Annotated in this window: 23 protein-coding genes; 6 read left to right on the top strand and 17 right to left on the bottom strand. The window is 61.9% G+C overall.

Annotated features, from left to right (window positions below; genetic code table 11):
* Window positions 1–32: 32 nt before the first annotated feature.
* From ACZ5G6_RS14025 to ACZ5G6_RS14040, 4 genes are all read right to left on the bottom strand, one after another.
* Entirely contained in the window at window positions 33–275 is a 243-nt protein-coding gene (locus tag ACZ5G6_RS14025; RefSeq protein ID WP_223933017.1) for a DUF6167 family protein, read from the bottom strand.
* A 22-nt stretch (window positions 276–297) separates the two neighbouring features.
* Window positions 298–669, bottom strand: coding sequence for a DUF948 domain-containing protein (locus ACZ5G6_RS14030; RefSeq protein ID WP_498686046.1), 372 nt, complete (start codon window positions 667–669; stop codon window positions 298–300).
* Between the two features lie 179 nt (window positions 670–848).
* The gene (gene rpsD / locus ACZ5G6_RS14035) at window positions 849–1,469 is read right to left on the bottom strand and encodes a 30S ribosomal protein S4 (protein ID WP_011774968.1); all 621 of its coding nucleotides are present in this window, start codon (window positions 1,467–1,469) and stop codon (window positions 849–851) included.
* 167 nt (window positions 1,470–1,636) lie between these two features.
* Window positions 1,637–3,133 carry a replication-associated recombination protein A gene (locus ACZ5G6_RS14040; protein ID WP_498686048.1) on the bottom strand — a complete coding sequence of 499 codons (1,497 nt, stop codon included), beginning with the start codon at window positions 3,131–3,133 and terminating at the stop codon, window positions 1,637–1,639.
* A gap of 40 nt (window positions 3,134–3,173) precedes the next feature.
* Between ACZ5G6_RS14040 and ACZ5G6_RS14045 the strand changes: the two genes are divergently transcribed.
* On the top strand, window positions 3,174–3,854 hold the full coding sequence (locus tag ACZ5G6_RS14045; protein WP_498686050.1) for an acVLRF1 family peptidyl-tRNA hydrolase: 681 nt from the start codon (window positions 3,174–3,176) through the stop codon (window positions 3,852–3,854).
* Between the two features lie 10 nt (window positions 3,855–3,864).
* On the opposite strand, the gene ACZ5G6_RS14050 is transcribed toward ACZ5G6_RS14045, so the two are convergent.
* From ACZ5G6_RS14050 to hisS, 3 genes are all read right to left on the bottom strand, one after another.
* Window positions 3,865–4,656 carry a GNAT family N-acetyltransferase gene (locus ACZ5G6_RS14050; RefSeq protein ID WP_498686052.1) on the bottom strand — a complete coding sequence of 264 codons (792 nt, stop codon included), beginning with the start codon at window positions 4,654–4,656 and terminating at the stop codon, window positions 3,865–3,867.
* Window positions 4,657–4,726: 70 nt separating this feature from the next.
* Window positions 4,727–6,508, bottom strand: coding sequence for an aspartate--tRNA ligase (aspS, locus tag ACZ5G6_RS14055; protein WP_223933022.1), 1,782 nt, complete (start codon window positions 6,506–6,508; stop codon window positions 4,727–4,729).
* A 96-nt stretch (window positions 6,509–6,604) separates the two neighbouring features.
* Complete coding sequence (gene hisS / locus ACZ5G6_RS14060) at window positions 6,605–7,954, bottom strand: histidine--tRNA ligase (protein ID WP_223933023.1); 1,350 nt, start codon at window positions 7,952–7,954, stop codon at window positions 6,605–6,607.
* Between the two features lie 207 nt (window positions 7,955–8,161).
* Between hisS and ACZ5G6_RS14065 the strand changes: the two genes are divergently transcribed.
* The 3 genes from ACZ5G6_RS14065 to ACZ5G6_RS14075 all read left to right on the top strand — a co-directional run bounded on the left by ACZ5G6_RS14065 (window position 8,162) and on the right by ACZ5G6_RS14075 (window position 11,292).
* Entirely contained in the window at window positions 8,162–8,956 is a 795-nt protein-coding gene (locus ACZ5G6_RS14065; protein ID WP_223933024.1) for a peptidylprolyl isomerase, read from the top strand.
* Between the two features lie 66 nt (window positions 8,957–9,022).
* Window positions 9,023–10,576, top strand: a complete 1,554-nt coding sequence (locus ACZ5G6_RS14070) for a DUF349 domain-containing protein (RefSeq protein WP_223933025.1) — start codon at window positions 9,023–9,025, stop codon at window positions 10,574–10,576.
* Window positions 10,577–10,689: 113 nt separating this feature from the next.
* On the top strand, window positions 10,690–11,292 hold the full coding sequence (locus ACZ5G6_RS14075) for a hypothetical protein (RefSeq protein ID WP_223933026.1): 603 nt from the start codon (window positions 10,690–10,692) through the stop codon (window positions 11,290–11,292).
* On the opposite strand, the gene ACZ5G6_RS14080 is transcribed toward ACZ5G6_RS14075, so the two are convergent.
* From ACZ5G6_RS14080 to pdxT, 9 genes are all read right to left on the bottom strand, one after another.
* Entirely contained in the window at window positions 11,289–13,682 is a 2,394-nt protein-coding gene (locus tag ACZ5G6_RS14080; RefSeq protein WP_223937590.1) for a RelA/SpoT family protein, read from the bottom strand. The two genes, ACZ5G6_RS14075 and ACZ5G6_RS14080, sit on opposite strands and share 4 nt — an antisense overlap.
* Before the next feature lie 161 nt (window positions 13,683–13,843).
* Window positions 13,844–14,833, bottom strand: coding sequence for a protein translocase subunit SecF (secF, locus tag ACZ5G6_RS14085; RefSeq protein ID WP_223933027.1), 990 nt, complete (start codon window positions 14,831–14,833; stop codon window positions 13,844–13,846).
* Window positions 14,833–16,584, bottom strand: coding sequence for a protein translocase subunit SecD (gene secD / locus ACZ5G6_RS14090; protein ID WP_223933028.1), 1,752 nt, complete (start codon window positions 16,582–16,584; stop codon window positions 14,833–14,835). Before secD ends, secF begins: the two co-directional genes overlap by 1 nt.
* A gap of 114 nt (window positions 16,585–16,698) precedes the next feature.
* Complete coding sequence (gene yajC / locus ACZ5G6_RS14095) at window positions 16,699–17,082, bottom strand: preprotein translocase subunit YajC (protein ID WP_223937591.1); 384 nt, start codon at window positions 17,080–17,082, stop codon at window positions 16,699–16,701.
* A 188-nt stretch (window positions 17,083–17,270) separates the two neighbouring features.
* A complete protein-coding gene (gene ruvB / locus ACZ5G6_RS14100; RefSeq protein WP_223933029.1) occupies window positions 17,271–18,347 on the bottom strand; it encodes a Holliday junction branch migration DNA helicase RuvB in 1,077 nt (358 codons plus the stop codon).
* The gene (ruvA, locus tag ACZ5G6_RS14105; protein WP_498686059.1) at window positions 18,340–18,984 is read right to left on the bottom strand and encodes a Holliday junction branch migration protein RuvA; all 645 of its coding nucleotides are present in this window, start codon (window positions 18,982–18,984) and stop codon (window positions 18,340–18,342) included. Before ruvA ends, ruvB begins: the two co-directional genes overlap by 8 nt.
* Window positions 18,985–19,053: 69 nt before the next feature.
* Entirely contained in the window at window positions 19,054–19,632 is a 579-nt protein-coding gene (gene ruvC / locus ACZ5G6_RS14110) for a crossover junction endodeoxyribonuclease RuvC (protein ID WP_498686060.1), read from the bottom strand.
* 45 nt (window positions 19,633–19,677) lie between these two features.
* The gene (locus tag ACZ5G6_RS14115; protein ID WP_216925538.1) at window positions 19,678–20,433 is read right to left on the bottom strand and encodes a YebC/PmpR family DNA-binding transcriptional regulator; all 756 of its coding nucleotides are present in this window, start codon (window positions 20,431–20,433) and stop codon (window positions 19,678–19,680) included.
* 3 nt (window positions 20,434–20,436) lie between these two features.
* Window positions 20,437–21,138, bottom strand: a complete 702-nt coding sequence (pdxT, locus tag ACZ5G6_RS14120; RefSeq protein WP_223933032.1) for a pyridoxal 5'-phosphate synthase glutaminase subunit PdxT — start codon at window positions 21,136–21,138, stop codon at window positions 20,437–20,439.
* Window positions 21,139–21,251: 113 nt separating this feature from the next.
* Between pdxT and ACZ5G6_RS14125 the strand changes: the two genes are divergently transcribed.
* Window positions 21,252–22,583 (top strand): Mur ligase family protein, encoded by a 1,332-nt coding sequence (locus ACZ5G6_RS14125; RefSeq protein WP_498686063.1) that lies wholly within the window; start codon window positions 21,252–21,254, stop codon window positions 22,581–22,583.
* Window positions 22,580–23,320, top strand: a complete 741-nt coding sequence (locus tag ACZ5G6_RS14130; RefSeq protein ID WP_498686065.1) for a type 1 glutamine amidotransferase — start codon at window positions 22,580–22,582, stop codon at window positions 23,318–23,320. The genes ACZ5G6_RS14125 and ACZ5G6_RS14130 overlap by 4 nt, the downstream gene beginning before the upstream one ends.
* Before the next feature lie 3 nt (window positions 23,321–23,323).
* On the opposite strand, the gene ACZ5G6_RS14135 is transcribed toward ACZ5G6_RS14130, so the two are convergent.
* Window positions 23,324–24,559, bottom strand: a complete 1,236-nt coding sequence (locus ACZ5G6_RS14135; protein ID WP_498686067.1) for a CapA family protein — start codon at window positions 24,557–24,559, stop codon at window positions 23,324–23,326.
* Between the last annotated feature and the right edge of the window lie 26 nt (window positions 24,560–24,585).

Here is a 24,585-nt window from a genome sequence, read left to right on the forward strand (position 1 = left end):
CTTGTTGTGGGCTCTGGGGCGAACCGTGTTCGCTAACGCCGGGCGGCGTTGGTGTTGATATCCGCGCTGTTAATGCCCAGCGCGGCCCTCAAGTCCTCTTCGCGTTCATGCATGCCTGAGCGCACTGCATCTGCGAAATCGAACAAGCCGTCAGCCAGGCGCCCAACCGCACGGTTCAAGCCATCCGGGCCGATGTTGGCCTTGGCTTCGGTGACCTTGCGGAAGGCAATAACGCCAATGGCCACCCCAACGCCCATCCAAACGATTCTTTTCATGTATTCCTGGTCTCCAATTGGTTCAGCGGCTGCGGCCGGTGGACGGGGCGCGACGGCCGGCGAAGGCCGAACGGACACCATAGCTGAAGGCTGCAACCTTGATCAGCGGTGAACCAACGGTCGCCGCCACCAGCGAGGACAGCGCCGAAATGTTCGCCGATGCGTCGGAGACGTTGGAGGCGATGCCATCCACTTTTTTCAGTTGCTGGTTGGTAGTGGAAACCGTCGCCGTTACTTCGTCCATGAGGGGCGTGGCCCCGTCGCTGATGGATCGGATGGTTGTGCGCACTTCGTCAAAGACGCCGCCGAGCTTCAAGATGGGCACGGCCAACAGCAGGACCAGGAGTGCAAACACTCCCGCTGCGATCAGGCCGGCGATGTCGCCACCAGACATAAAATTCATCTCCTAGATTGTTGCGCTGCCCGGCACGGGCCGATATCCGGCTTCGGCCAAGGCCTCCCCCAGTACCTTATCCATAAAGGCCAGTACCTTACCTACATTGGACCGGCACCCTACATACAAAGGAAGCCCGCGGCGTGTGCCACGGGCTTCCTTGTATGCGCTGCTTGAATTTAGCGAGCGTAGAATTCGACGACGAGCTGCTCTTCGCAGATCACGGGGACCTCGGAGCGCTTCGGGCGGCGAACCAGGCGGGCCTGGAGGGCGTCGATCTTGACGTCCAAGTATGCTGGCACGTTGTTGAGCACGTGTGCGCCAGCGGCTGCCACCTGGAACGGGGGCATGACCTCGGAGCGGCTGTGAACGTGGATGAGCTGGCCTTCGCCAACGCGGAAGGACGGGCGGTCCACGCGGATGCCGTCAACCATGATGTGGCGGTGCACAACCAGCTGGCGGGCCTGTGCGATGGTGCGGGCGAAGCCTGCACGGAGCACGAGGGCGTCCAGACGCATTTCGAGCAGCTCAACCAGGTTTTCACCGGTGAGGCCCTTGGTGCGGCGTGCTTCTTCGAAGGCACGGGTCATCTGTGCTTCGCGGATGCCGTACTGGGCGCGCAGACGCTGCTTTTCGCGCAGACGTACGGCGTAGTCGGAGTCCTGCTTCTTGCGGGCACGGCCATGCTCGCCGGGGCCGTACGGGCGGCGCTCCATGTACTTGGCGGCCTTGGGGGTCAGAGCAATGCCGAGTGCACGCGAAAGACGTGCGGTACGGCGAGCACGAGTGTTGTTAGCCACTTGTGTCCTTCCAATTACTGCGGTGTGTCAGTGTTACTGGCCTCCATCAGGGAGAGCATCGGCCAACCGCTGCCTCTTGCTACTAGCCAAGGCGCACAGCACCATTGAGGAAATTTTCAAGGGGAGTGTGCGTCGGGCCATGCCAGACAAGCAACTATCCTACCACGCTACTGTCCCCGGATGATCGTGCGGAGCCGTTCCAGCCTGGCGGCTATATCCCGTTCGGCGCCGTTGTTGGTTGGCTCGTAGTAGTCCTTCCCCACCAGGTCATCCGGCGGGTACTGCTGTGTTGCCACCCCATGTGGTTCGTCATGCGCGTACTTGTAGCTCTTGCCATGTCCCAATTGTTTGGCACCCGGATAGTGGGCGTCGCGCAGATGCATGGGGATGCCGCCGCCGAAACCCGCGCGGACATCGGCAATGGCCTTGTTCAGGCCCATGTATGCCGCGTTCGACTTCGGTGCGGTGGCAAGGTGGACCACAGCTTCAGCCAGGACAATCCGGCCTTCGGGCATCCCGATCAACTGGACGGCCTGGGCCGCAGCCACAGCTGTTTGCAACGCCGTGGGATCCGCCATGCCGATGTCTTCTGCAGCGGAGATGACAATGCGTCGCGCCACGAACCTCGGGTCCTCCCCCGCCTCCAGCATCCGGGCCAGATAGTGAAGGGAAGCATCAACGTCAGAGCCCCTGATGGACTTGATGAACGCACTGGCGACGTCGTAGTGCTGGTCGCCGGCCCGGTCGTAACGGACGGCAGCGGCGTCAAGGGCACGCTCGGTGTGCCTGAGTTCCACGAGCACGGGAGCGTCCGGGGCGCCGTCGCCGGCGAGTCCGGGCTCGCCGTCGTCGGTGACGTTGCTCCCGGAGGTGTCGCCTTCCTCTTCGACGGCGTTCGATACGGCGTTGCTGTCTCCGAAAGCGACGCCGGCCGCAGCTTCCAGGGCAGTCAGCGCCCTGCGGGCGTCACCTCCGGATAGCCGAACCAAATGATCCAACGCCTCCGGACTGAGTTCCACCCTCCCGGCAAGGCCGCGGGCATCGGCAACGGCCCGCTGCAACAACCCGGCGATGTCGTCGTCCGTCAGGGGCTTCAGCGTCAACAGGAGGGAGCGGGAAAGTAGCGGTGACACCACCGAGAACGACGGGTTCTCGGTGGTTGCAGCCACCAGGACCACCCACCGGTTTTCAACGCCAGGCAGCAGCGCATCCTGCTGTGCCTTGTTGAAACGATGGATTTCGTCAAGGAAAAGGACGGTGGTCTTCTTATAGAGGTCCCGAGCGGTCAAAGCCTCGTCCATCACGCGGCGGACATCCTTCACACCGGCGGTGATGGCAGACAATTCCACGAATTTCCGCCCCGGTCCGCGGGCAATGACGTGCGCCAAAGTGGTTTTTCCGGTCCCCGGAGGCCCCCAAAGAATGACGGAGCTCGGCCCGGCAGGCCCCGCGGCTTCTGCACCAGCGGCAAGTTGCCGGAGCGGGGAACCGTGACCCAGCAGATGCTGTTGGCCCACCACGTCATCCAAGGTCCGGGGCCGCATCCGCACCGCAAGGGGGCTGCGTTGGGACGCCATCCACCCGGCGTCGGAGACTCCCCCGGCGGCAGGCAAATCCTCCGACTCGTCGTCGTTGTCTGCACCGGCACCAAAGAGATCTTCCACATGGATAGGCTACTCATAGTTCCAGCAAAGGAGACATCGAGTGGACCGCCGCGCATCCGCCGCCCAGCATCAACAGCCGAAGGCCGCAAGCCGCACCGCTTTTGTCCCGGCATCACGGCTGTCCGGTTGGGTGGATCGCTTTGCGATGAGCCACGGTCCACTCGCTGAAGAGACCGGCTACGCCGGAATCCTCCTCCGGGCAAGTGACGGAGCTTCTGCGCTGCTGAAGGCCCCCTGGCCGGTCGATGGACGGCCAGGCCGCGGCACCACCGACATCGAGCGGCTTGCCTCACTCGCCAGCCAAGAACGTGGCCTGGGCATCTTGCTGGTACGCCGGGGCGGTTTCGCCGTTGCGGTTGCAAGCGGCAGCAACGTCCTCGAATCCAAAAGCGGAAACCGCTATGTTCAGTCCAGAACGTCGGCCGGCGGCCAATCCCAACAACGGTATGCCCGGCGACGCTCCAACCAGGCGGACGCCTTGGTGGACTCCGCGGCCGAACACGCAGCGCGAATCTTCGCCGGCCACCGCGTTGAGTACATCGTTCCCGGCGGAGACAGGGCCTTGGTGGACATGGTCCTGGCGCAACCCTCCATGCGGACTCTGGCCAACCAAACCCAACTTGCCTTCCTCGACGTGCAGGAACCCAAGACTGCCGCGCTTGCAAAGGCTGCTTCGGATGCATGTTCCATCCGGATCCTGGTCACTGATCCAGCACCGTAACTGCTGCGGCTCAGCAGCCTCCAGGCGCCCGCCTCAAAGGTGCCTGCCGATACAGATAACTCCCGCGTTCAACGAACCCAGCCCGCGAATACAAAGCCTGCGCACCGTGGTTGGACGCAGTGACCAACAGCCAAAAACCCTGGAGATTTCGGGCCGCTCCCTGGTCCAGTAGTGCTGCCAGCACCATCGTCCCGTATCCCCGTCTGCGGTGGCTGGCCGAGGTCGCCATACAGTAGAGACCTCCCCAGCCGCCCACCAGGGCGAGGCGTCCGACGGCGGCGGGGACACCGTCGTCGTCCCTCACCAACGCGTACAACGACTCGCATCCGGTAAGAATGGTGCGGGCTACGTCCAGTTCCGCGTCGCCACCGCGCCCGTCCACTGACCACCACAAGCGAAGCCATTCCTCCGTGGGTGTTTCCGAGAATTCGACGCCGCTGGAGCCGGCACCCAACGCTTCAACGCCCCGGACCATGATCAGCGTTTCGGACTGCCTGGTGAAGCGTTGCTGGTCCAGAACGGCGTTGAGGCCGGCACTTGGGACATTATCGAATATTTGGAAAATGAGCGGGAGGCGCCGCTGCCTGTACCAATCCGAAGCCGCTCTAACCGACCGCGCTATGTCTGCGGTTTCCTCCAGCTCTGGAGTTCCGTCCGTGCCAGGCACGTTCCTCGGCCACACTGAGTTTGCCCTCTGCGTCACTCCCCCGGACGCGCGGAGCACCCACTCCCCTGCGTCTTCACGCTCCATTGCTGGCCACGCAGTATCCATGAGGGTTTCCAGGAATACTTGGTCCAACACCCTGCGGCACCTTTCATCTGCGGGAACACCAAGGGCTCCCCACTGCGGTGGGGAGCCCTTGGCTATTGCCTTATTCGGACTTGGTTTCCGGCTTGGTTTCCGGCTTGAAGTCGACGCCGGCTTCCTTTCGCTGCTGTGCCGTGATGGGTGCAGGAGCGGCGGTCAACGGGTCAAAGCCATTGCCGGTCTTCGGGAAGGCGATGACGTCGCGGATGGACTCGACACCGGCGAGCAAAGCCACCACACGGTCCCATCCAAGCGCGATGCCGCCGTGCGGTGGGGCGCCGTACTTGAAGCCCTCCAACAGGAAGCCGAACTTGGTCTGGGCGTCTTCCTTGTCCAGGCCCATGAGCTGGAAGACACGTTCCTGGACTTCGCGCTCGTGGATACGGATGGAGCCGCCGCCGATTTCGTTGCCATTGCATACGATGTCGTAGGCGTAGGAGAGCGCCGACTCGGGATCCTTGTCAAAGGTGTCAAGGAACTCCGGCTTGGGAGAGGTGAAGGCGTGGTGCACGGCGGTCCATTGGCCAGCCCCCACAGCAACGTCACCAGAGGCAACTGCCGCGGCAGCGGGCTCGAACATCGGTGCGTCCACGATCCATACGAACGCCCAGTCCTTGGGATCGATCAGGCCCGTGCGGTGGCCAATCTCGACACGTGCTGCGCCAAGGAGTGCCCGTGATGCGGACTTCTCGCCAGCAGCGAAGAAAATGCAGTCACCCGGCTTGGCGCCGACGGCGTCGGCCAGGCCGGCCCGCTCTTCGTCGGTGAGGTTCTTGGCCACGGGGCCAGCGAGTTCGCCATCTTCCTTATAAAGAACGTAGGCCAGCCCCTTGGCGCCACGCTGCTTGGCCCATTCCTGCCAGGCGTCCAGGGCACGACGCGCCTGCGAAGCGCCTCCGGGCATGACGACGGCGCCAACGTACGGTGCCTTGAAGACGCCGAAGTTGGTGTCCTTGAAGAACTCCGTCAACTCGGTCAGCTCCAGGCCGAAGCGAAGGTCCGGCTTGTCGGAACCGTACTTTGCCATGGCGTCCAGGTACGTCATGCGGCGAATCGGTGTGGGGACCTCGACGTCGATCAGTTGCCACAGGGCTTTCACGATTGCTTCGCCGAGCTCAATGACATCGTCCTGGTCAACGAAGCTCGCCTCGATGTCCAGCTGGGTGAACTCCGGCTGACGGTCTGCGCGGAAGTCTTCGTCACGGTAGCAGCGGGCGATCTGGTAGTACTTTTCGAATCCGCCCACCTGCAGCAGCTGCTTGAAAAGCTGCGGCGACTGCGGCAGCGCGTACCAGGAACCCGGGGCAAGCCGGGCGGGGACGACGAAGTCGCGGGCGCCTTCCGGCGTCGAACGCGTCAACGTGGGGGTCTCGATCTCGACGTAGCCGCGCTGGTGCAGCAATTCGCGGGCGATACGGTTTGCCTCGGAACGGAGGCGCAGGTTGCGGGCCGGGCCGGGCCGACGCAGGTCAAGGTAGCGATGCTTGAGGCGCGCTTCTTCTCCAACTTCGACGTGCTCATCGATCTGGAAAGGCAGCGGGTCCGAGGTGTTGAGGATGATGACTTTGTCCGCCATGACCTCGATCTCGCCCGTGGCCAACGCAGGATTCTCATTGCCTTCAGGACGCTTGTTGACGGTGCCCGTCACCTGCAGGACGTATTCGTTCCGCAGGCCGTGGAAGACCTCTTCCTCACGGACAACCACCTGGGCGACACCGGAAGCGTCACGAAGGTCAACGAATGCAACGCCACCGTGATCACGGCGGCGGCCCACCCAGCCAGCCAGGGTAACGGTTTGTCCAATGTGCTCGGAGCGAAGTGATCCGAGGTCATGTGTGCGCAGCACAGCATTCCTTTCAACATGAATTTTCAAGGGATCATTGCAAAGACGATCCCGTCCGAGTTTACCTGCACCCGCCGCGGCTCCCGCCACGGGCCTCTATCAGGCGGTAGTTACCCGAACATGCAGGTCCTCCTCCGACGGTGACCAGCTGGCGGGGTCTGCATCCACCTGTTCGCCGGAGCGGATGTCCTTGACCTGGTGTTTGCCGTCGTCGTCGGTGAACCACACAAACGGGATTCCCCGACGATCCGCGAACTTGATCTGCTTGCCGAACTTTTCAGCCTTGGCAGCCACTTCGGTAGCGATACCGCGACCGCGGAGCTGGGCGGCCACGTCCTGCGCCGCCGACCAACTGTCGTCGTTGTTCAAGGCGACCAGGACCGCCGTCGGAACCGAACGCGAGGCAGTTGCCAGTTCCTGGCTGAGGATGCGCGAAACAAGGCGCGTGACGCCGATGGAAAGCCCGACGCCGGGGAACTTCCGGTTTCCCTTGCTGGCCAGGGCGTCGTAACGACCGCCCGAGCAGATGGAGCCAAGTTGTTCGTGGCCTACCAGGACAGTTTCGACGACGGTTCCCGTGTAGTAGTCCAGTCCGCGGGCGATGCTGAGGTCGGCGACCACTTTGCCGGGTGCGCGCTGGACGGCAGCCTCAATGACCTGCTGGAGCTCACTCAGTCCTTCCTCAAGGAGGTCATCGGACACCCCCAGTGACCGTACCTGGTCCACGAACGAGGTGTCCTCCGTACGGATGCTGGCAAGCTTGAGCGCAAGGGCAGCCTGCTCATCCGATGCGCCGAGCTCGCTCTTGAGCAGTTCGGCGACTTTTTCGGCACCAATCTTTTCCAGCTTGTCGATGCTGCGCAGGACTCCTGCCGTGTCCGTCAAGCCAATTCCGCGGTAGAAGCCTTCAGCCAGCTTGCGGTTGTTGATCCGGAGACGGAAGTCCGGGATCGGGAGGGCGCTCAGCGCCTCGGCGATAACCAGCGCGATTTCAACGTCATAGCGGAACGGCAATTCGCCATCGCCCACAACATCTATATCTGCCTGGGTGAATTCGCGCGCACGGCCTTCCTGCGGGCGCTCCCCACGCCAGACCTTCTGGATCTGGTAGCGGCGGAACGGGAAAGCAAGATAGCCGGCATTTTCAACGACGTAGCGCGCAAAGGGAACAGTGAGGTCGAAGTGCAAGGCCAAGGCGTGGGGATCGGCCTTGTCCGACTTTGTTGCAGCTTCGCCTTCCTCGTCCTGCAGCCTGCTCAGCCCGTAGACCTCTTTGTCGATTTCGCCTTTGCGCAGCAACTGGCCGACCGTTTCAACAGCACGCGTTTCAATGGACGAGAACCCATGCAGTTCGAACGTCTTCCGGAGCGTGTCCAGCACATGGAGCTCCACCAACCGCTCCTGGGGAAGCCACTCGGGGAATCCGGACAGGGAGGCGGTACGTGCCATGGTGGATAAATCTCCTCGAAGAAAGCTGACTCAGGAATCAGCACCGCAGCTTTAAAGGCCGTTTCGGCGATTATGGGGCGGGCGTCCAGCCGGTCATGCATAAACTATGTGCGGCAGCCAGTTTATGCTTTCCGCGCGTGCACATCTAATGCAGCATGCGCGGCCCCTGCGGGCAACCGGCGAATGTGGACACAATCAGGAGGACTCTTGGCAACAAGGTCGCGGGATGACCGCGAAGCGAGACGACGCATCCGGCAGATGGAAGCCAAGCGTGCCCTGCGGCAGGAACAGGGCAAGCGGCGCAAACGCGACAACACTATTGCCATCGGCGCGGGCGCTGCTGCCGTGATTCTCGCAGTCGTGCTGCAATTGACAGTTTTCAGTTCCAACCCCACCGAGGCAGAGTTCGCCGCCGCCGAAGCTGGGTTGAGGTCCCCCTCGGCCTCACCGTCGGCGTCAAACAGCGCAGACATTCCCAGCCCGGACACCGCAGCCGGTAAAACCTTCACAGGCGAGCTCGCCTTGAACAGCGGTGTTATAGGCGTTGAACTGAACGGAACTGCTGCGCCCCAGGCAGCGGCCGTCATCAAATCCCTCACCGACTCCAGCTATTACAACGGGGCCTTCTGCCACCGCCTGACCACCGCCGAGACGTTCGGCCTTCTGCAGTGCGGCGCCAAGTCCGAAGACGGCGCAGACGATCCCAACTACCGTTGGGGCCCGCTTGAGAACACGCCCTCCGACAACACCTACCCGGCTGGAACAATCGCCGTTGCCCGTTCCGGAAACAACGCCTACGGCAATGGTCACCAGTTCTTCATTGTCTATAGGGACACCACCATTCCCGCGGACACGGCCGGCGGTTACACCGTGGTCGGCAAGGTAACAAGTGGTTTGGACGTAGTCACGAAGATCGCTGCAGCAGGCCTGAAACCGGGTGAAAATGCAACCGACGGCGCCCCTGTGGCACCTGTCACGATAGACTCGTTTTCTCTGAAGTAACCAGCCTTTGGCCCCGGTACGGGGTGCACTACCATAGCAGTCCCTCCAAGCGAAAGACTTTTAGCGGTGACAGACAGTCAGAAATCCGACGAAACAGCAGTAGTGGCCAACCAAGACGCAGTCGAGGCAAACAGCCCCAATGGGACTGAGGCAGCACTTGCGGCTGATCCAACACCCGCCGCTGCAGCCGACGAAACACCGGCAGCAACCGAAACACCGGCAGTAACCGAAGCCCCAGCGGCTGAAGAAACACCCGCAGAAGCCAAGCCTGGCGGATCGCGCCCCACGCCTTCCCCCGCTGCCTTTGCGGCCCGCCCCAAGGCCCCTGCCGCCGTCGTTCCAGCTGCACCCGCGGTATCTGCAGCATCGCTCGCAGAGGCAGCCAAGTGGGGTCGCGCTGAAGGCGACGGTCACGTTTTCCTCACGTTGGATGGCGAAGAGATTGCCGTTGGCCAATACCCGGGTGTTAGCCCTGACGAAGCCTTGGGCTACTTCGCCCGGAAGTTCGACGACATCATCGCCCAGGTAGTCCTGCTGGAACACCGCGTGGAATCCAAGGCGCCGGCAACGGACATGCAGAAGACCGTGACCCACCTCCGCGAGCAGCTCGCAGAGCGCAACATGGTGGGCGATATCCGTTCGGCTGAAGCACGTCTGGACACGTTGTCTGCGCAGATTACCGAGCTGGAAAAGTCCGAGAAAGCCGCCCATGAGGCCGTCCGCGCCAGCGAGCTCGCCGCCCGCGAAGCCATTGTGGCGGAGGCAGAGGCCATTGCTGGCCAGGATCCTGCCCAGATCCAGTGGAAGACGTCCAGTGCGCGTATGAACGAGCTCTTCGAGACGTGGAAGGCTGCGCAGAAGAGCGGAGTCCGGCTGGGCCGGAGCAACGAAGACGCACTGTGGAAGCGCTTCCGCTCGGCGCGCACTGTGTTCGATCGCCACCGCCGCGCTTACTTCTCGCAGCTGGACAGCAACAATTCTGCGGCCAAGGTCGCCAAGGAAGCATTGATCGCGGAAGCTGAAGCACTTTCCTCTTCCACTGACTGGGGTTACGCGGCCGGCGAATACCGCAGGCTCATGGATCAGTGGAAGGCCACCCCGCGGGCCAGCCGCAAAGATGACGACGCCCTCTGGGGCCGTTTCCGTGCCGCCCAGGATGTCTTCTTCAGCAACCGGCAGGCTGCAAACGAGCAGATTGACCAGGAGTACACGGCCAACCTCGCAGTCAAGGAGCAGCTGGTAGCCGAGGCCCAGGCGCTGCTGCCGATCAACGATCTCAACGCCACGAAGAAGGCCTTGCAGTCCATCCGCGACCGTTGGGAAGATGCCGGTAAGGTCCCCAGGGCGGACATGGGCCGCATCGAGGCCGGTCTGCGCAAGGTGGAGGACGCAGTCCGAGAGGCCGAGGAAGAAAAGTGGCGCCGGAGCAACCCGGAGACCAAGGCCCGCACCAACAGTGCCTTGTCGCAACTTGAGTCCGCTATCGCCGGGCTCAAGGAGGACCTGGAGAAAGCCGAAAAGGCCGGTGACCAGCGCCGTATCAAGGCTGCGCGTGAGGCTCTTGAAGCACGTGAGGCATGGCTGGACCAGATCCAGCGCTCGGCGAGCGACCTCGCCTAACCCAACCTGGGGCTCGTTCTGAGCCCACACTTCCCCGCAGGCCCTGTACCGGTTATCCACATACCCGGTGCGGGGCCTGTACTGTTGTGGCCCAGGCACGCAATGATCAACGAATGGTCCCACCCGTCACAGCCCCGCACCTGCAGGAACCCGTTCTTCCCGAGCTCTTCGCACCCAGCCGCCTCTTCACGTGGCCCGAATTGCAGTGCATGGCGCTGGATGGCATCCTGCTTCCCTTGTACGGAAAGAGTTACGCGGCGCCTGGTGTTGCAGTCACGCCACGCCTCCGCGCCCGTGCAGCCTCCTTGGCGGTCCCGGACCGGATGCGGACCAAAGTGGTCGCAGGAAGGCTTACGGCAGCTTGGATCTACGGCTGCGCCAAGCCTCCGGAGCGGTTATCGCTCCTGGTCGACGCCAAGCATCGCATCTCCAGCGTGCGTGGCGCCCGGGGGTGCAATCTCCATGAGGTCCGCCTGGGCCAACTGGATGTTGTGAGCCTTGGCGGCATGCTGGTGAGCAGCCCGTTGCGAACAGCAGCGGACATCGCCCTGCACGTTGAGTCGGATCAAGCCCTGCCAGCGCTGCGTCGACTTCTCGATCACCAGGATCTCGGCATCAGGCTCCGCTTGCTCACGCTTGCTGTGGAGGCGGCACCGCGGGTTCCCCACAAGAAGCGTGCCCTCGCTACGCTTGCGAGGCTCGTTTCCCCGAACTAGCTCCTGCGCCTGTTACCCGTTGTGCGGTACACATCGAAAACCCCGTCGATGCGCCGCACGGCACTGAGGACATGGTGCAGATACTTTGGGTCACCCATTTCGAAGGCAAACTTGGAGATCGCCACCCTGTCGCTTGAGGTGTGCACCGAGGCCGCAAGGATGTTGACATGGTTTTCTGACAAGACACGCGTGACGTCGGACAAGAGTGACTTCCTGTCCAACGCTTCCACCTGGATTTCCACCAGGAAGACGCTGGACTGCGTTGGTGCCCACTCAACCTCGACGATCCTGTCCGGTTGGTCACGCAACCCGGCCACGTTGGTGCAATCGGTCCTATGGACAGAGACGCCGGAACCGCGGGTGACAAACCCCAGGATGGGGTCCGGGGGCACGGGGGTGCAGCACCGGGCCAGTTTGACCCAAACATCTCCCACACCGCGAACAATGACGCCGGAATCGGAAAACTTGGACTTGGCCACCTGCGTAGGGATGCTGACCTCGTCAAGGTCCTCATCCGGGGTCTCGTGCCCACCAAGGTGCTCTACGAGCTTCTCCATGACGGACTGGGCAGACGTGTGGCCGTCGCCCACGCCGGCATAAAGACCCGAAATGTCAACGTAGTGGAAGTCCTCCGCGACCGCAGACAGCGCGTCATGATTCATGAGTCGTTGCAGTGGGAGGTTTTGCTTGCGCATCGCCCGCGTCAGCATGTCCTTGCCGCGGTCAATCGCTTCCTCACGGCGTTCCTTGGTGAACCACTGGCGGATCTTGTTCCGGGCCCTTGCCGATTTGACGAAGTGTTGCCAGTCCTGGCTTGGACCCGCACCCTCGGCCTTGGACGTGAAGATCTCCACCCAGTCGCCATGGTTGAGTTCGCTGTTGAGCGGCACGAGTTTGCCGTTGACCCGGGCACCGATAGTCCGGTGACCCACTTCCGTGTGGACCGCGTACGCAAAGTCCACCGGCGTCGATCCAGCGGGCAAGGCCATGACTTCGCCCTTGGGCGTGAAGACAAAGACTTCACGTGCGTTGATTTCGTACCGCAGGGAATCAAGAAATTCGCCCGGGTCCGAAGTTTCCTGTTGCCAGTCCACCAAGGAGCGCAGCCAACCCATATCGCCGTCGCGTGGGCTGCCAGGGCCCACCGCAGTTCGATTGGGCTGATCCTTGTACTTCCAGTGGGCCGCGACGCCATACTCGGCCCGGCGGTGCATCTCATGCGTGCGGATCTGGATTTCAACGGGCTTTCCACCCGGGCCGATCACCGTAGTGTGCAGGGACTGGTACATGTTGAACTTCGGCATGGCGATGTAATCTTTGAACCGCCCGGGAAGCGGATTCCAACGCGAGTGCAAGGTACCCAGTGCCGCGTAACAGTCGCGCACGGAATCAACCAGGACGCGAACGCCCATGAGGTCGTTGATATCGTCAAAGTCCTTATCGCGGACGATCATCTTCTGGTAAATCGAGTAGTAGTGCTTGGGCCGGCCGGTGATGGTCGCCTTGATGCGTGCCGTCCGAAGGTCATCTGCAATCTGGTTGCGGATGACGCTTAGGCTCTTCTCGCGTTCGGGGGTGCGGTCCCCCACCATGCGGACGATTTCCTCGTAAACCTTGGGGTAGAGCGCCGCGAAAGACAGATCCTCCAACTCCCACTTAATGGTGTTCATACCCAGGCGATGTGCCAGGGGTGCGAAGATCTCCAGCGTTTCGCGGGCCTTGCGGGACGACGATTCCGCCGACACGAACCGCCAAGTACGGGCATTGTGGAGCCGGTCGGCAAGCTTGATCATCAGGACCCGGATGTCCTTGGCCATGGCCACGACCATCTTCCGGACCGTCTCCGATTGGGCTGCCTCGCCGAAGCTGACCTTGTCCAGCTTGGTCACGCCATCCACGAGCATCGCCACTTCCGGGCCGAAGTCGCGGGTGAGGTCATTGAGGGTGTAAGGGGTGTCCTCCACGGTGTCATGGAGCAACGCGGCGGCCAGGGTGGTTCCTGTCATACCGAGTTCAGCAAGGATGGTGGCTACCGCCACGGGGTGGGTGATGTACGGATCACCGCTCTTGCGCTTCTGGCCCTGGTGGCTGCGCTCTGCCACCGCGAAAGCGCGCTGAATCAGTTCGAAGTCTTCTTTGGGGTTGTTGGCCCGCACGGTTCGCAGGAGCGGTTCCAGAATGGGCGAGTACGGCGCCACCCCCCGTCCGGTCAGTCGCGCCAGCCGGGAACGCGTACGCTCCCGCCGCCCCGGAAAGGTTGGACGCACGCCGGGAGTATCGACCGGAACCGCACCAGCGGTCCGTCCAGCCACGCTTGTTGCCGGAACCGTCACACCGCTGTGACTGTCCTCCCCGCCCGCCGGTGGTGCCGACGTCGCACGTTCTTCCACAGAAGTACCCCTCACGACCGATTTAATTCTTCCAGTCTATTCCCGCAACTGAATGCTTCCGCAACCGGACAGCACATGACGGCGGCCCCAGCAAGTCAAAGAGCCGGACCCCTGGTCATGCGGGGTCCGGCTCCTGGACGTAACGTCCTATAGGAAATCGCCTAAACAGTGGCCTCGGCTCTGCGGTGGGCGACTTTCCTGGCCTGCTTCACGAGGTCCGGCTCGCTCTGGCGCAGCCACGCGTAGAGCGGTGCCGCGATGAAGATGGTAGCTGCCGTTCCGATGAGGATTCCGACGAACAACGCGAGGGAAAGGTCCCGGAGGGTACCCGCGCCCAACAGTCCGGCCCCGATGAAGAGGATCGCAGCAACCGGAAGGACTGCAACCATCATGGTGTTGATGGAACGGACCAGGGTTTGGTTGACCGCAAGGTTGACCTCTTCACCAAAAGTCCGGCGCGTGGAGGTGGAAATATCTGCCGTGTTCTCGCGGATCTTGTCGAAGACCACCACGGTGTCGTACAGCGAGTAGCTGAGGACGGTAAGAAATCCGATGATCGCCGACGGCGTCACTTCGAAATCGCTCAGGGCGTAGACGCCCGCCGTGGTGAACATGGTGACAAGCATGCCAACCAGGGCAGATAGCGACATCTTCCAGGTCCTGAAATACAACGCCATGAGGACGGCAGCGAGGCCGACGAACACGGCGAGCCCAATAAGTGCCTGGCGCGTGACATCCTGGCCCCACGTGGGACCCACAAAGTTTGACGTCACTTCGTTCTCCGTCACACCGTAAGCGGTGGTCAGGCCCTCTTTGATGCGGTTGGTCTCGTCATCGGTCAGCTGATCCGTCTGAATCCGCATGGTGTTGCCTGCCACGTTCGCAACGCGTGGAATGGCGCCGGATACGACGTCGTGGACAGCCTTTTCGCCCAGGCCTGCGTCAGTGGTCTTCACGTTGGAAACAGTGAACTCCGAGCCGCCCCGGAACTCGATGCCGAGGTTGAAGCCGCCCTTCAACACCGGGATCAGGATGGAGAGGGCCACAGCGACAGCAGCAATGATGAACCAGATCTTCTTGGAATCAACAAAATTGTAGGAGCGCTTGCCGGTGTATAGCTCGTTGCCGAAGGTTGCGAAGCTCGTGGTCATTACTTCTCCTCCTTGGTGCCGTTGGAAGGACCAGTCAACTGGCCCTTCTCGGCAAGGCGCCGTTCGGCGATAGTCATGCGGCGTTCTGCTTCAGCTGCGGCACCGGCATTGCGTGCACGGACAACGGCCGGCTTCTCGGTGGGCGTACGGAGACGTCCTGCTCCCCGATACAGCGGCACAGCACCCAGACGATCAGGCGACAAACCGGAGAACCGGTGGCCTTCGCCAAAGAACCTCGTGCGGGCAAGGACCTGCAGCATCGGGTGCGTGAACATGAATACCACGATGAGGTCGGCAACAGCCGTGAGGCCAAGGGTGAACGCGAAGCCGCGCACATTGCCTACAGCCACGAAATAAAGGACCAAGGCTGCCAGCAAATTGACTGCTTTGGAGGCCAGTACGGTCCGCTTGGCACGCTTCCAGCCGTTCTCGACGGCGGACACGAGTCCGCGGCCCTCACGAAGTTCATCGCGGATTCGTTCGAAGTACACAATGAACGAGTCGGCCGTCTGTCCGATGGCGACGATCAGGCCAGCAACACCGGCAAGGGAAAGACGATAGTTTTCAGTCCAACCGAGAATCGCGATGGCAAGGTAGGTCAAACCACCGGCGACCACCAGGGAAGCGATGGTGACAAAGCCGAGGGCACGGTACTGGAAGAGCGAGTACACCACCACGAGTAAGAGGCCGATGAGGCCAGCCAACAGGCCGAGACGAAGCTGGTCGCCACCGAGCGTGGCCGAGATCTGCTCCTGGGACTGGATCTCGAAGGAGATCGGCAAAGCGCCATAGCGGAGTTGGTCGGACAGGGCCTTCGCTGAGGCTTGGGTGAAGTTACCCGTGATCTGCGGTTTTCCGTCAGTAATGACCGCAAGGGACCTCGGTGCCGAGATGACCTTGTCATCGAGGACAATGGCGAATTGTGCCTTGGGGTCGTTGCCACCCTGGGCAAGTGACGCTGTGTAGAACTGGTTGAGCCGCTCCGTGACTTCCTTGAACTTGGCAGTTGCCTCGGCGTTGAACGTGATGTTCACGCCCCAGGAGTTGGTCACGGATCCCTGCGCCCCTTGGACCTGGGAGAACGAGGAAGAACTGATGTCCTGGCCTTTGACCTCAACCGGCCCAAGAATGTACTTGATGGCGGGAGTCTTGTCAGTAGCGGCCTCGCACGTCACCAAAGGCTTCGCGGGATCAGAACGTTCCCGCTTCTCAGTGGAAGGGTTGACGCAGTCCAGCGCTTCGAATTCCTTATAAAGCTCCGGAGTCACCCAGTTGGTGTCACTCGCGTTGGTGGGATCCGCGGTGGGCTTAGGCAGTTGGTCATCCGGCGTGCGGGATTCGACTGGGATGGCTGCGGGGTCAGCCGCAGCGATCACCGGGCGGAAGTTCATGTCCGCCGACGCCTGGATGAGGTCGCGTGTTTCCTTGGATGGAGTTCCAGGGAGGCTCACCACCACGTTCCGCCCCGACTGGGTGCTGATCTCGGCTTCGGCAACACCGGAGCCGTCCACACGCTGGCGGATGATGGCAACTGCCTGGTTGAGCTGTTCCTCACTGATCTCGCTGGAACCCTCTACCCGGGGTGCCAGGATCATCTGCGTTCCGCCTTCGAGGTCCAAGGCAAGCTTGGGAGCCCAGCTGGCATGGCCGGAAATGACTCCGCCACCCAGAACAGCGGTGAGTACAACGAATATTGCTCCAAGCCAAGTCAGCACCCTGCGGGCTGAGTTTTTGGGGCCGGTCCGTGCCATTATCGATCTTCCTGTTATCGCCGGACAGCCGCCGGCGGACACTGGTAAGCGTCTGCCGGCGGCTTTCCGCTGCCGTAGAAGTGTTCTTGCGCGGTGTTGCCGCGACTGACGGTGCTAGTTGTCCTTCTTGTCCTCTTTATTGAGGCGCGCGATGGTTTCTTCCGGCGTCTCGGTCGCAGAGGGAGTTTCACCGTCAGCAACGGTCAGCGAAGAAGCGTCATCCGGCACAACCGGGGCTTCCTCTTCGGCCTTTTCGACGACCTTGGTGACCGCCTGGCGGTGAACCGTAGCTTGGTTCCCGGGAGACAGCTCGATAACGACCTTGTTCTCAGCTTCATCAATGGACACGATGCGCCCGAAGAGACCGAAGCTGGTCATGACATCGACGCCCGGAGCGAACTTGGACTGCATCTCAGCCTGCTGCTGCTGGGTCTTCTTGTTGCGGCGGAACATCATGAAGACAAAGAGTCCAAGCATGACGAACAGCAATATGGTCATTGGATCCACAGGGAAGTTCCGTTCTGTACTTACGTTTTGGTTCACGGCAACGTCCCCGGCAGATCCTGCGGTCACGGGAGTAAACCCCCGCACGGCAACTCGCTTCACAGCGAAGCGGGCGCATGGATCAAGGACTCGAACGTGCCGAGCGTCATACCAGTCTAGTGGGAAAAGCTGAATACAGCGTGTTAACCGATGGTATCTACGCTTTCGGCGTGGTTTTCATCCTCGTCAAACAGCGCGAGGGTCTCCTGGCCGAATACACCTGCCGGCACAGCGTAGCCAAGGTGCGTCCAAGCTGGTGCCATGGCGATACGGCCACGAGGGGTCCGCCCCAGCAGTCCTTCGCGCACCAAGTATGGTTCGGCAACGGTTTCGACGGTTTCCGGCTCTTCGCCCACGGCGATGGCCAGAGTTGAAAGACCCACGGGTCCGCCGTTGAACTTGGTAATCAATGCTTCAAGGACCGAGCGGTCGAGGCGGTCCAGGCCCCGTTCATCTACCTCGTACATGTCCAGGGCAGCAGACGCCGACCGCGCGTCAATTTGTTCGATTCCGTGGACAAGGGCCCAGTCGCGGACACGGCGGAGCAAGCGGTTTGCGATACGTGGCGTGCCCCGGGATCGTCCGGCAATCTCCGTGAATCCGGCTGAGTTGACCTTCAGGTCCAGCAATCCAGCCGAGCGGCGCAGTACGAGTTCCAGTTCGGCTACGGAGTAGAACTCCAGGTGCCCCGTAAAACCGAAGCGGTCCCGCAAGGGGCCCGGCAGCAGGCCGGCGCGGGTGGTGGCACCGACGAGGGTGAAGGGTGGAAGTTCAAGGGGAATCGCAGTTGCGCCAGCACCCTTGCCCACCACGATGTCCACGCGGAAGTCTTCCATGGCCATGTAGAGCATTTCTTCGGCCGGGCGGGACATACGGTGGATTTCGTCAAGGAACAACACCTCGCCCTCGGACAACGAGGAGAGGATCGCCGCGAGGTCGCCGGCATGCTGGATGGCTGGTCCGCTGCTGATCCGCAATGGTGCGTTCATCTCTGCGGCAATGATCATGGCAAGAGTCGTCTTGCCCAGGCCGGGAGGCCCTGAGAGCAGTACGTGGTCAGCGCTCCGGCCCCGCATCCGCGAGGCTTCAAGCACCAAGGAAAGCTGCTTGCGGACACGGTGCTGGCCCACAAAATCATGAAGGTTCTTCGGCCTGAGTGCGGCCTCAATGACCCGTTCCTCCGGCTCTTCCCCTCCGGCGACGAGGGATTGCTCAGCCACGGGTGCCTACACGGTTTCCGGCGCGCGCGCCGTCCTGGCCCAACCAGCGCAAAGTAGCCCGGAGGATCTGCGCCACATTACCGGCGTCAACAAGTTCGGGTGAATCCGCCATTGCTTTGTCGATACTGCCCGCGGCGTCCTTCTCGGACCACCCCAGACTGGTCATGGCAGCTACCACCTGGGGCTTCCATTCCACCGTATTGATGACTGCAGGCGCTGCTCCTGTGCCCGTGCCGTGCGGGACCAGCTTGCCGGCCAGTTCAAGGACTATCCGCCCAGCGACCTTGGGCCCAATGCCAGGGACTTTGGTGAACGCCTTGCCATCGCCGGTGTGCGCCGCAACCCGGATCGCTTCGGGCTCGTGCACCGCAAGCACGGCCAGAGCTAAACGTGGACCGACGCCGCTAACGCTCAGCAGGACATCGAAAACCTCGCGTTCATCGTCATCGGCGAAACCGAACAACGTAAGGGAATCCTCACGGACGATCATGGAGGTGAAGAGCTTCGCCTCAGCGCCGACTTTCAGGTTGCTCAAGGTCTGGGGAGTAGCGAAAACGCTCATTCCCGCACCGTTGAGGTCGATCACGGCGGTCGACAAGCCAACGTGGGCTACTGTTCCACGGAGAAAACTGATCAAGACCCGGCTCCTGAGATTAGCAAACTATCCGAACATATCTACGAATACCCTAGCAAGGGCTACCGACAATCAGCGTGCGCGGCGCGCTTTCGCTTCTGCTTCAGCCCACGCACGTTGCGCCGGTGTGAGCGAATCCTTGCCGGAGGAACCATTAGGCGCACCCATTCCGCTACCCGCCCGCCACGCGTGGGTGAGCGCCAAGGCAAGGGCATCCGCCGCATCCGCCGGCTTTGGCGGAGCGTCCAACCGGAGAATTTTCGTAACCAATTTAGTGACCGCGTCCTTATTGGCTGTACCGCTTCCGGTCACGGCCGCCTTGACTTCAGAAGGCGTGTGCAAGGCAACAGGAATACCGCGACGCGCGGCCGCTGCGATGACAACGCCAGAGGCTTGGGCCACGCCCATCACCGTGCTGACGTTCATCTGCGAAAAAACGCGCTCGACGGCGACGACGTCCGGCTCGTGAAGATCGAGCCACTCGTCAATGGCCTGTGCGATGACCAAAAGCCGCTTGTCCAGCGTCAGCTCCGCGGAAGTGCCGACGACACCAACAGCCACCATGGTGGCTCGCCGGTTCCGCTCGATATCCACCACACCGATGCCGCAACGGGTGAGGCCCGGATCGACTCCCAATACGCGAAGAGTCAAGTCCGGGCCTTCCTGTTTGTTGTCAAAATAGACGTGCTGCCCCGCCTAGTCGGCGTCGAGGGCAGCCTGCACTTCCTCGCTGAAGTCGGCGTTGCTGTAGACGTTCTGGACGTCGTCCAGGTCTTCCAGCGCATCCACGAGCTTCATGAACTTCCTGGCACCATCAATATCGAGGTCCACCTGCATGGAGGGCACGAATTCAGCTTCATCGGATTCGTACTCGATGCCGGCATCCTTCAAGGCGTCACGGATGGCCTGCAGGTCCGAGGGCTCGGAATGGACTTCCCAGTTCTCGCCGCTGTCCTTGACTTCTTCTGCGCCTGCGTCCAGGACGGCCATCAGGATGTCGTCCTCGCTCAGACCGTTCTTCGGCAGCACCACGACGCCCTTGCGGGTGAAGAGGTAGCTAACCGAGCCGGGGTCGGCAATAGTGCCACCGTTGCGGGAAATCGCGAGCCGAACTTCTGAAGCCGCACGGTTCTTGTTGTCGGTCAGGCACTCGATCAACAACGCTGAGCCCTGGGGACCACGGGCTTCATACATGATCTCGGTGTAATCGACCACTTCGCCCGTGAGGCCGGCCCCACGCTTGATGGCACGGTCGATGTTGTCGTTGGGAACCGAGGTCTTCTTCGCCTTGGTAACAGCGAGTTCCAGGCCAGGGTTGCCGGCGAGGTCCGGGCCGCCCATGCGGGCAGCAACTTCGATGTTCTTGATCAGCTTTGCGAACGACTTTGCACGCCGGCTATCAATGATGGCTTTCTTGTGCTTGGTCGTCGCCCATTTGGAGTGGCCTGACATGCTTTACGCTTCTCCTCTGATCATTCGAATAAAGAGTTCATGCACGCGCTTCTCACCTGTCACTTCCGGATGGAAAGAGGTGGCCAGCAGCTGGCCGGAGCGCACTGCAACAATTCTAGCCAATCCGTGCAAAGTGGCGGTGTGGCTGGCATGCTCCGGATCAACCTGGGCCAGGACTTCAACTCCGGGGCCAACCCGTTCAACCCAAGGTCCACGGATGAAGACTGCGTGCACAGGATCAACGCCCTGCTCCCCTGCGCTGAAGTCGAGTCCTTTGAAATCAAGGTCGGTTTCAAAGGACTCGCGCTGGCGGCCGAAGGCATTGCGGCGCACGGTGATGTCCAGCCCACCGAAGGTCTGCTGCGGGTTTCCGTCCAGGTCCGTGGCGGGATCCGCAATCTCATCGGCAAGGAGAATCATGCCGGCACAGGAGCCATAAACGGGAAGGCCGTCGGCGATGCGTTTCCGGAGCGGATCGGCGAGTTCGAAGATCCGTGAGAGTTTGTCGATCGTGGTGGACTCCCCACCAGGGATAATGAGGCCGTCAACGTCATCCAGCTCAGCGGGGCGACGGATGCCCACACCCGTGGCGCCTGCGGCTTCCACTGCGTGGATGTGCTCGCGGAAGTCGCCTTGGAGGGCCAGTACGCCGATCCGGAGTCCTGCACCCACGCGTGATGAAGCGTCGGAAAGGGGGTTGGTCATTCGACCATCATAGTGGCCCGGTCCGGCAAACTCCTCCGAAGGACAAGCGGGGTGACCAACCGGAGGGGCTTCCACGCCAAGTTCCATGCCTTAACTGGGATATATTACAGAGCATGTTTTCCTTCAGCGTTCCCCTCGGCAAGCTGGTCCGCACACTGTCCCGGCTCCGGGGTGGCGGCTCTGCTTTCCCCGGCTTGGTGGTCGAAAAAATCGATCCCGGTTTCATGCAGAGAACGCTGTCCAGCCTTCCCCGTGGCGTGGCCGTTGTCAGCGGCACTAACGGGAAGACCACAACAACCAAGATGGTAGTCGAGCTCTTGGAAAGCCAAGGCCTGAAGGTCTTCACCAACCGCACCGGCAGTAACTTCACCCGGGGCGTAGCCGCGTCCCTCCTCGGCGATGTTGACTGGCGTGGCCGCCTCGACGCCGATGTCGCCATCCTCGAACTCGACGAAGCACACGCCGTGCACTTCGTGAACAAGGTCCCACCGCGTTTCAGCCTCTTGCTGAACGTCCTTCGGGACCAACTTGACCGGTTCGGCGAGATCGACAAGACCGCCCGCTTGCTCGAACACATTGCACTGAAGACCACGGATACAGTGGTGTTGAACCGTGAAGACCCACGCGTGGCACGCATTGCCAACGTCCTGAACGTTCCGGGGGCAGTCCACAATCCCAGCGTCCGTTACTTCGGCCTGGATGAGTCACTCCGCAGCACGTTCCCCAACGACGACGATATGCGAACCGCCACCACCGGACCGTCTTCCCCGAATACGCCGGCCCCCGGCACCGCGGGTGAGGTATCCGACGGCCCTGCCGCCGACGTCGTGCTCCGCCGCGTGGGTGCGCAGGATGCCGACTTCGAGTTCGACGGCGAAACGGTCACCACGGGCATGAAGCTGCGCGGCGTCTACAACATCTTCAACGCGGCGGCCGCCCTCTCCCTGGCCAGGGCCATCCTTGGCACGGGGGCCGTGGACACTCCCAAACTGGTCAAAGCCCTGGGTGATGTCGCTCCCGCTTTCGGTCGCGGGGAAAGCCTCACGGTGGATGGCCAGCCGTTGGAACTTGTGCTCGTCAAGAATCCCAGTGGATTCCGGCTCGGGCTTAAGTCCTTCCCTGCCGGCGGATACGCCACCATGATCGCCATCAACGATAATTATGCAGATGGCAGGGACATGTCCTGGCTTTGGGACGTTGACTTCGAGTCCCTGAGGGAAGATGGCGTTGAGGTCCTTACCGGCGTCCGCGCCTACGACATGGCCTTGCGCCTGCAATACGACGAGGTTCGCTTCGGCACGGTCGAGACCGACATCACTGCGGCCCTGCACGCGTTCATCGACGGCTCGCGAGGCAAGCCCAAGCGGATTTTCTGCACATACACTGCCATGCTCGCGATCCGCCGCGAACTGGCCAAAATCACCATAGTTGAGGTGGTCTCATGACCTCGGAAGCACAGCCCGCCAAAGGAACCGTCCGCGTCCTCCAGCTGTACCCGCGGGACATGAACATTTACGGCGACTGGGGCAATGCCCTGGTCCTCCAGCAACGAATCAAGTGGCATGGCTACACTCCGGAGCTGCTCGAATACAACGTTGGCGACGAGTTTCCCGGCGACATTGACATCATCGTGGGTGGCGGCGGGCAGGACAGCGGCCAGCTGGTTATTCAGGATGATCTTCAGGCACGCGCCGATCATTTGCGGGCCCTTGCGGATGATGGCGCGCCAATGCTGGTCATTTGCGGCCTTTACCAGCTATTCGGGAAGTTCTTTAAGACCAGCGCGGGCCCCGTCATTCCGGGCATCGGCATTCTTGACGTCGAAACCCACGGTACCGACGAGCGGCTTATCGGCAACGTGACCCTCAAGTCGCCGGAGTTCGGGGACGTCCTGGGCTACGAGAACCACAGCGGACAGACCACGCTGGGCCCCGGCGTCGAACCCCTTGGGACCGTCACCAAAGGTGCAGGAAACAACAGCAAGGACGGCCACGAGGGCGCCCGCTACCGCAACGTCGTGGCCAGTTACCTGCATGGTTCGTTGCTGCCCAAGAATCCGGCGATAGCCGACTTCCTGATCCGAACGGCAGTGGAACGGAAATACGGCACCTTCGTGCCTGGAACGCCCGACGACGACTATGCCCGCCTCGCGCGGGAACACGCCGCCCGCAGGTCCCGGTAGAAGCTATTTTTCCTTGGTAATCAGCAACTCGTGGGCGCCTGCAGTTGCCGCGCCCATCGACTCGACCACCGCTTTGGTGCGCTCGTGGGTTTCTGCATCGGCTGCCGGCGAAGCGCAGACTCCCTGCGGTGCGTCGCTGGCTACCGAGCACCACCGGTAGGGATCCCGGACAATCACAGACGGCGCCCACGCGAGATCGGACGCAGCCCAAACGCCGGCGGCATTCTGACTGAACTGGGCCCGGACCAGCAGCCCCTCGTTGTTGACCACATACCAGGGCGACAATTCAGTGACTCCGTTGCCCAGTCCGTAGACAATCCACGTACCCTTGTAATTTTCGATCGGCAGCACGGAGTGCGTGTGGTGTCCGTAGACCATGGTGAATTGGCCACTGTCCACCAACGCGTGGGCGACTTCCTGTTGCTGGGCATTGGCCTCGCTGGCATACTCATCACCGGCGTGCATGACGCCCAGGACGATATCCGCCCCGAGGGCACGGGCTTTGGTGGCTTTCGCAATCATGGCCGTGGGATCCAACTCGTCAACAAGCCACGGGTACTCCGGAATTTGTCCGTTATGGCCGTAGGTGCCAACGATGACCGCAACCGTGGCGGCGTCGGTCTTGAGCATCAGGATTTCCTGTGATGCAGCTTCCGTTCGGTACGAACCAGTGTGCTTGAGTCCGGCAGCATCCAATGCGTCCAATGTCCGGAGCAGCCCTTCAGTCCCCCGGTCAATAGTGTGGTTGCTGGCCGTGGTGCAGGCTTGGTACCCGACGTCCTTGGAGGCGGTAACGATCTGCGGCGGCACGTTGAAGGAAGGATATGCGGAGAACGGACCCTCCGGAGTGGCTACAGGAGTTTCCTGATGGCATATGGCGAGATCGCTGTTCCGGATGTAGCGGCGCTGGCCTTCGAGGAGCGGTACGAAGTTGTACCCTGGCTGGCCTGCGGCGGCGGCATCGGCCCGCGCCTGCTGCCATAGCTGTGTATGGACCAGCATGTCGCCGGTCACAGTGACGGAAGTACAACGCAGCTCTGGACAGGCTGGTCCCTTGCCAGGGGTAGGCGTCGGCGTCGGCGTTGGTGTGGATGTTGCAGTCACGGGAGCGGTAGCGGCGCTGCTCTTCTCCCGGGAATCGTTCTCTGCGATGACTCCACAGGCCGTCAAGGACAACGCACATACTGATGCCGCAAGCAGGCCGACCATTCGTCGCCCGGAAGAAGTGATGTACCCCATAGCGGCAATCCTACGGCGCCAAGTGG

It is taken from the genome of Arthrobacter sp. TmtSoilC51 (assembly GCF_055388015.1).

Coding starts and splice junctions, on each gene's coding strand:
- ACZ5G6_RS14025 (WP_223933017.1), bottom strand. CDS start 275: ATGAAAAGAATCGTTTGGATGGGCGTTGGGGTGGCCATTGGCGTTATT.
- ACZ5G6_RS14030 (WP_498686046.1), bottom strand. CDS start 669: ATGTCTGGTGGCGACATCGCCGGCCTGATCGCAGCGGGAGTGTTTGCA.
- hisS (WP_223933023.1), bottom strand. CDS start 7,954: ATGGCACGTACCGCCTCCCTGTCCGGATTCCCCGAGTGGCTTCCCCAG.
- ACZ5G6_RS14075 (WP_223933026.1), top strand. CDS start 10,690: ATGGTCCCACCCGTCACAGCCCCGCACCTGCAGGAACCCGTTCTTCCC.
- secF (WP_223933027.1), bottom strand. CDS start 14,833: ATGACCACGAGCTTCGCAACCTTCGGCAACGAGCTATACACCGGCAAG.
- secD (WP_223933028.1), bottom strand. CDS start 16,584: ATGGCACGGACCGGCCCCAAAAACTCAGCCCGCAGGGTGCTGACTTGG.
- yajC (WP_223937591.1), bottom strand. CDS start 17,082: ATGACCATATTGCTGTTCGTCATGCTTGGACTCTTTGTCTTCATGATG.
- ACZ5G6_RS14115 (WP_216925538.1), bottom strand. CDS start 20,433: ATGTCAGGCCACTCCAAATGGGCGACGACCAAGCACAAGAAAGCCATC.
- pdxT (WP_223933032.1), bottom strand. CDS start 21,138: ATGACCAACCCCCTTTCCGACGCTTCATCACGCGTGGGTGCAGGACTC.
- ACZ5G6_RS14125 (WP_498686063.1), top strand. CDS start 21,252: ATGTTTTCCTTCAGCGTTCCCCTCGGCAAGCTGGTCCGCACACTGTCC.
- ACZ5G6_RS14130 (WP_498686065.1), top strand. CDS start 22,580: ATGACCTCGGAAGCACAGCCCGCCAAAGGAACCGTCCGCGTCCTCCAG.
- ACZ5G6_RS14135 (WP_498686067.1), bottom strand. CDS start 24,559: ATGGGGTACATCACTTCTTCCGGGCGACGAATGGTCGGCCTGCTTGCG.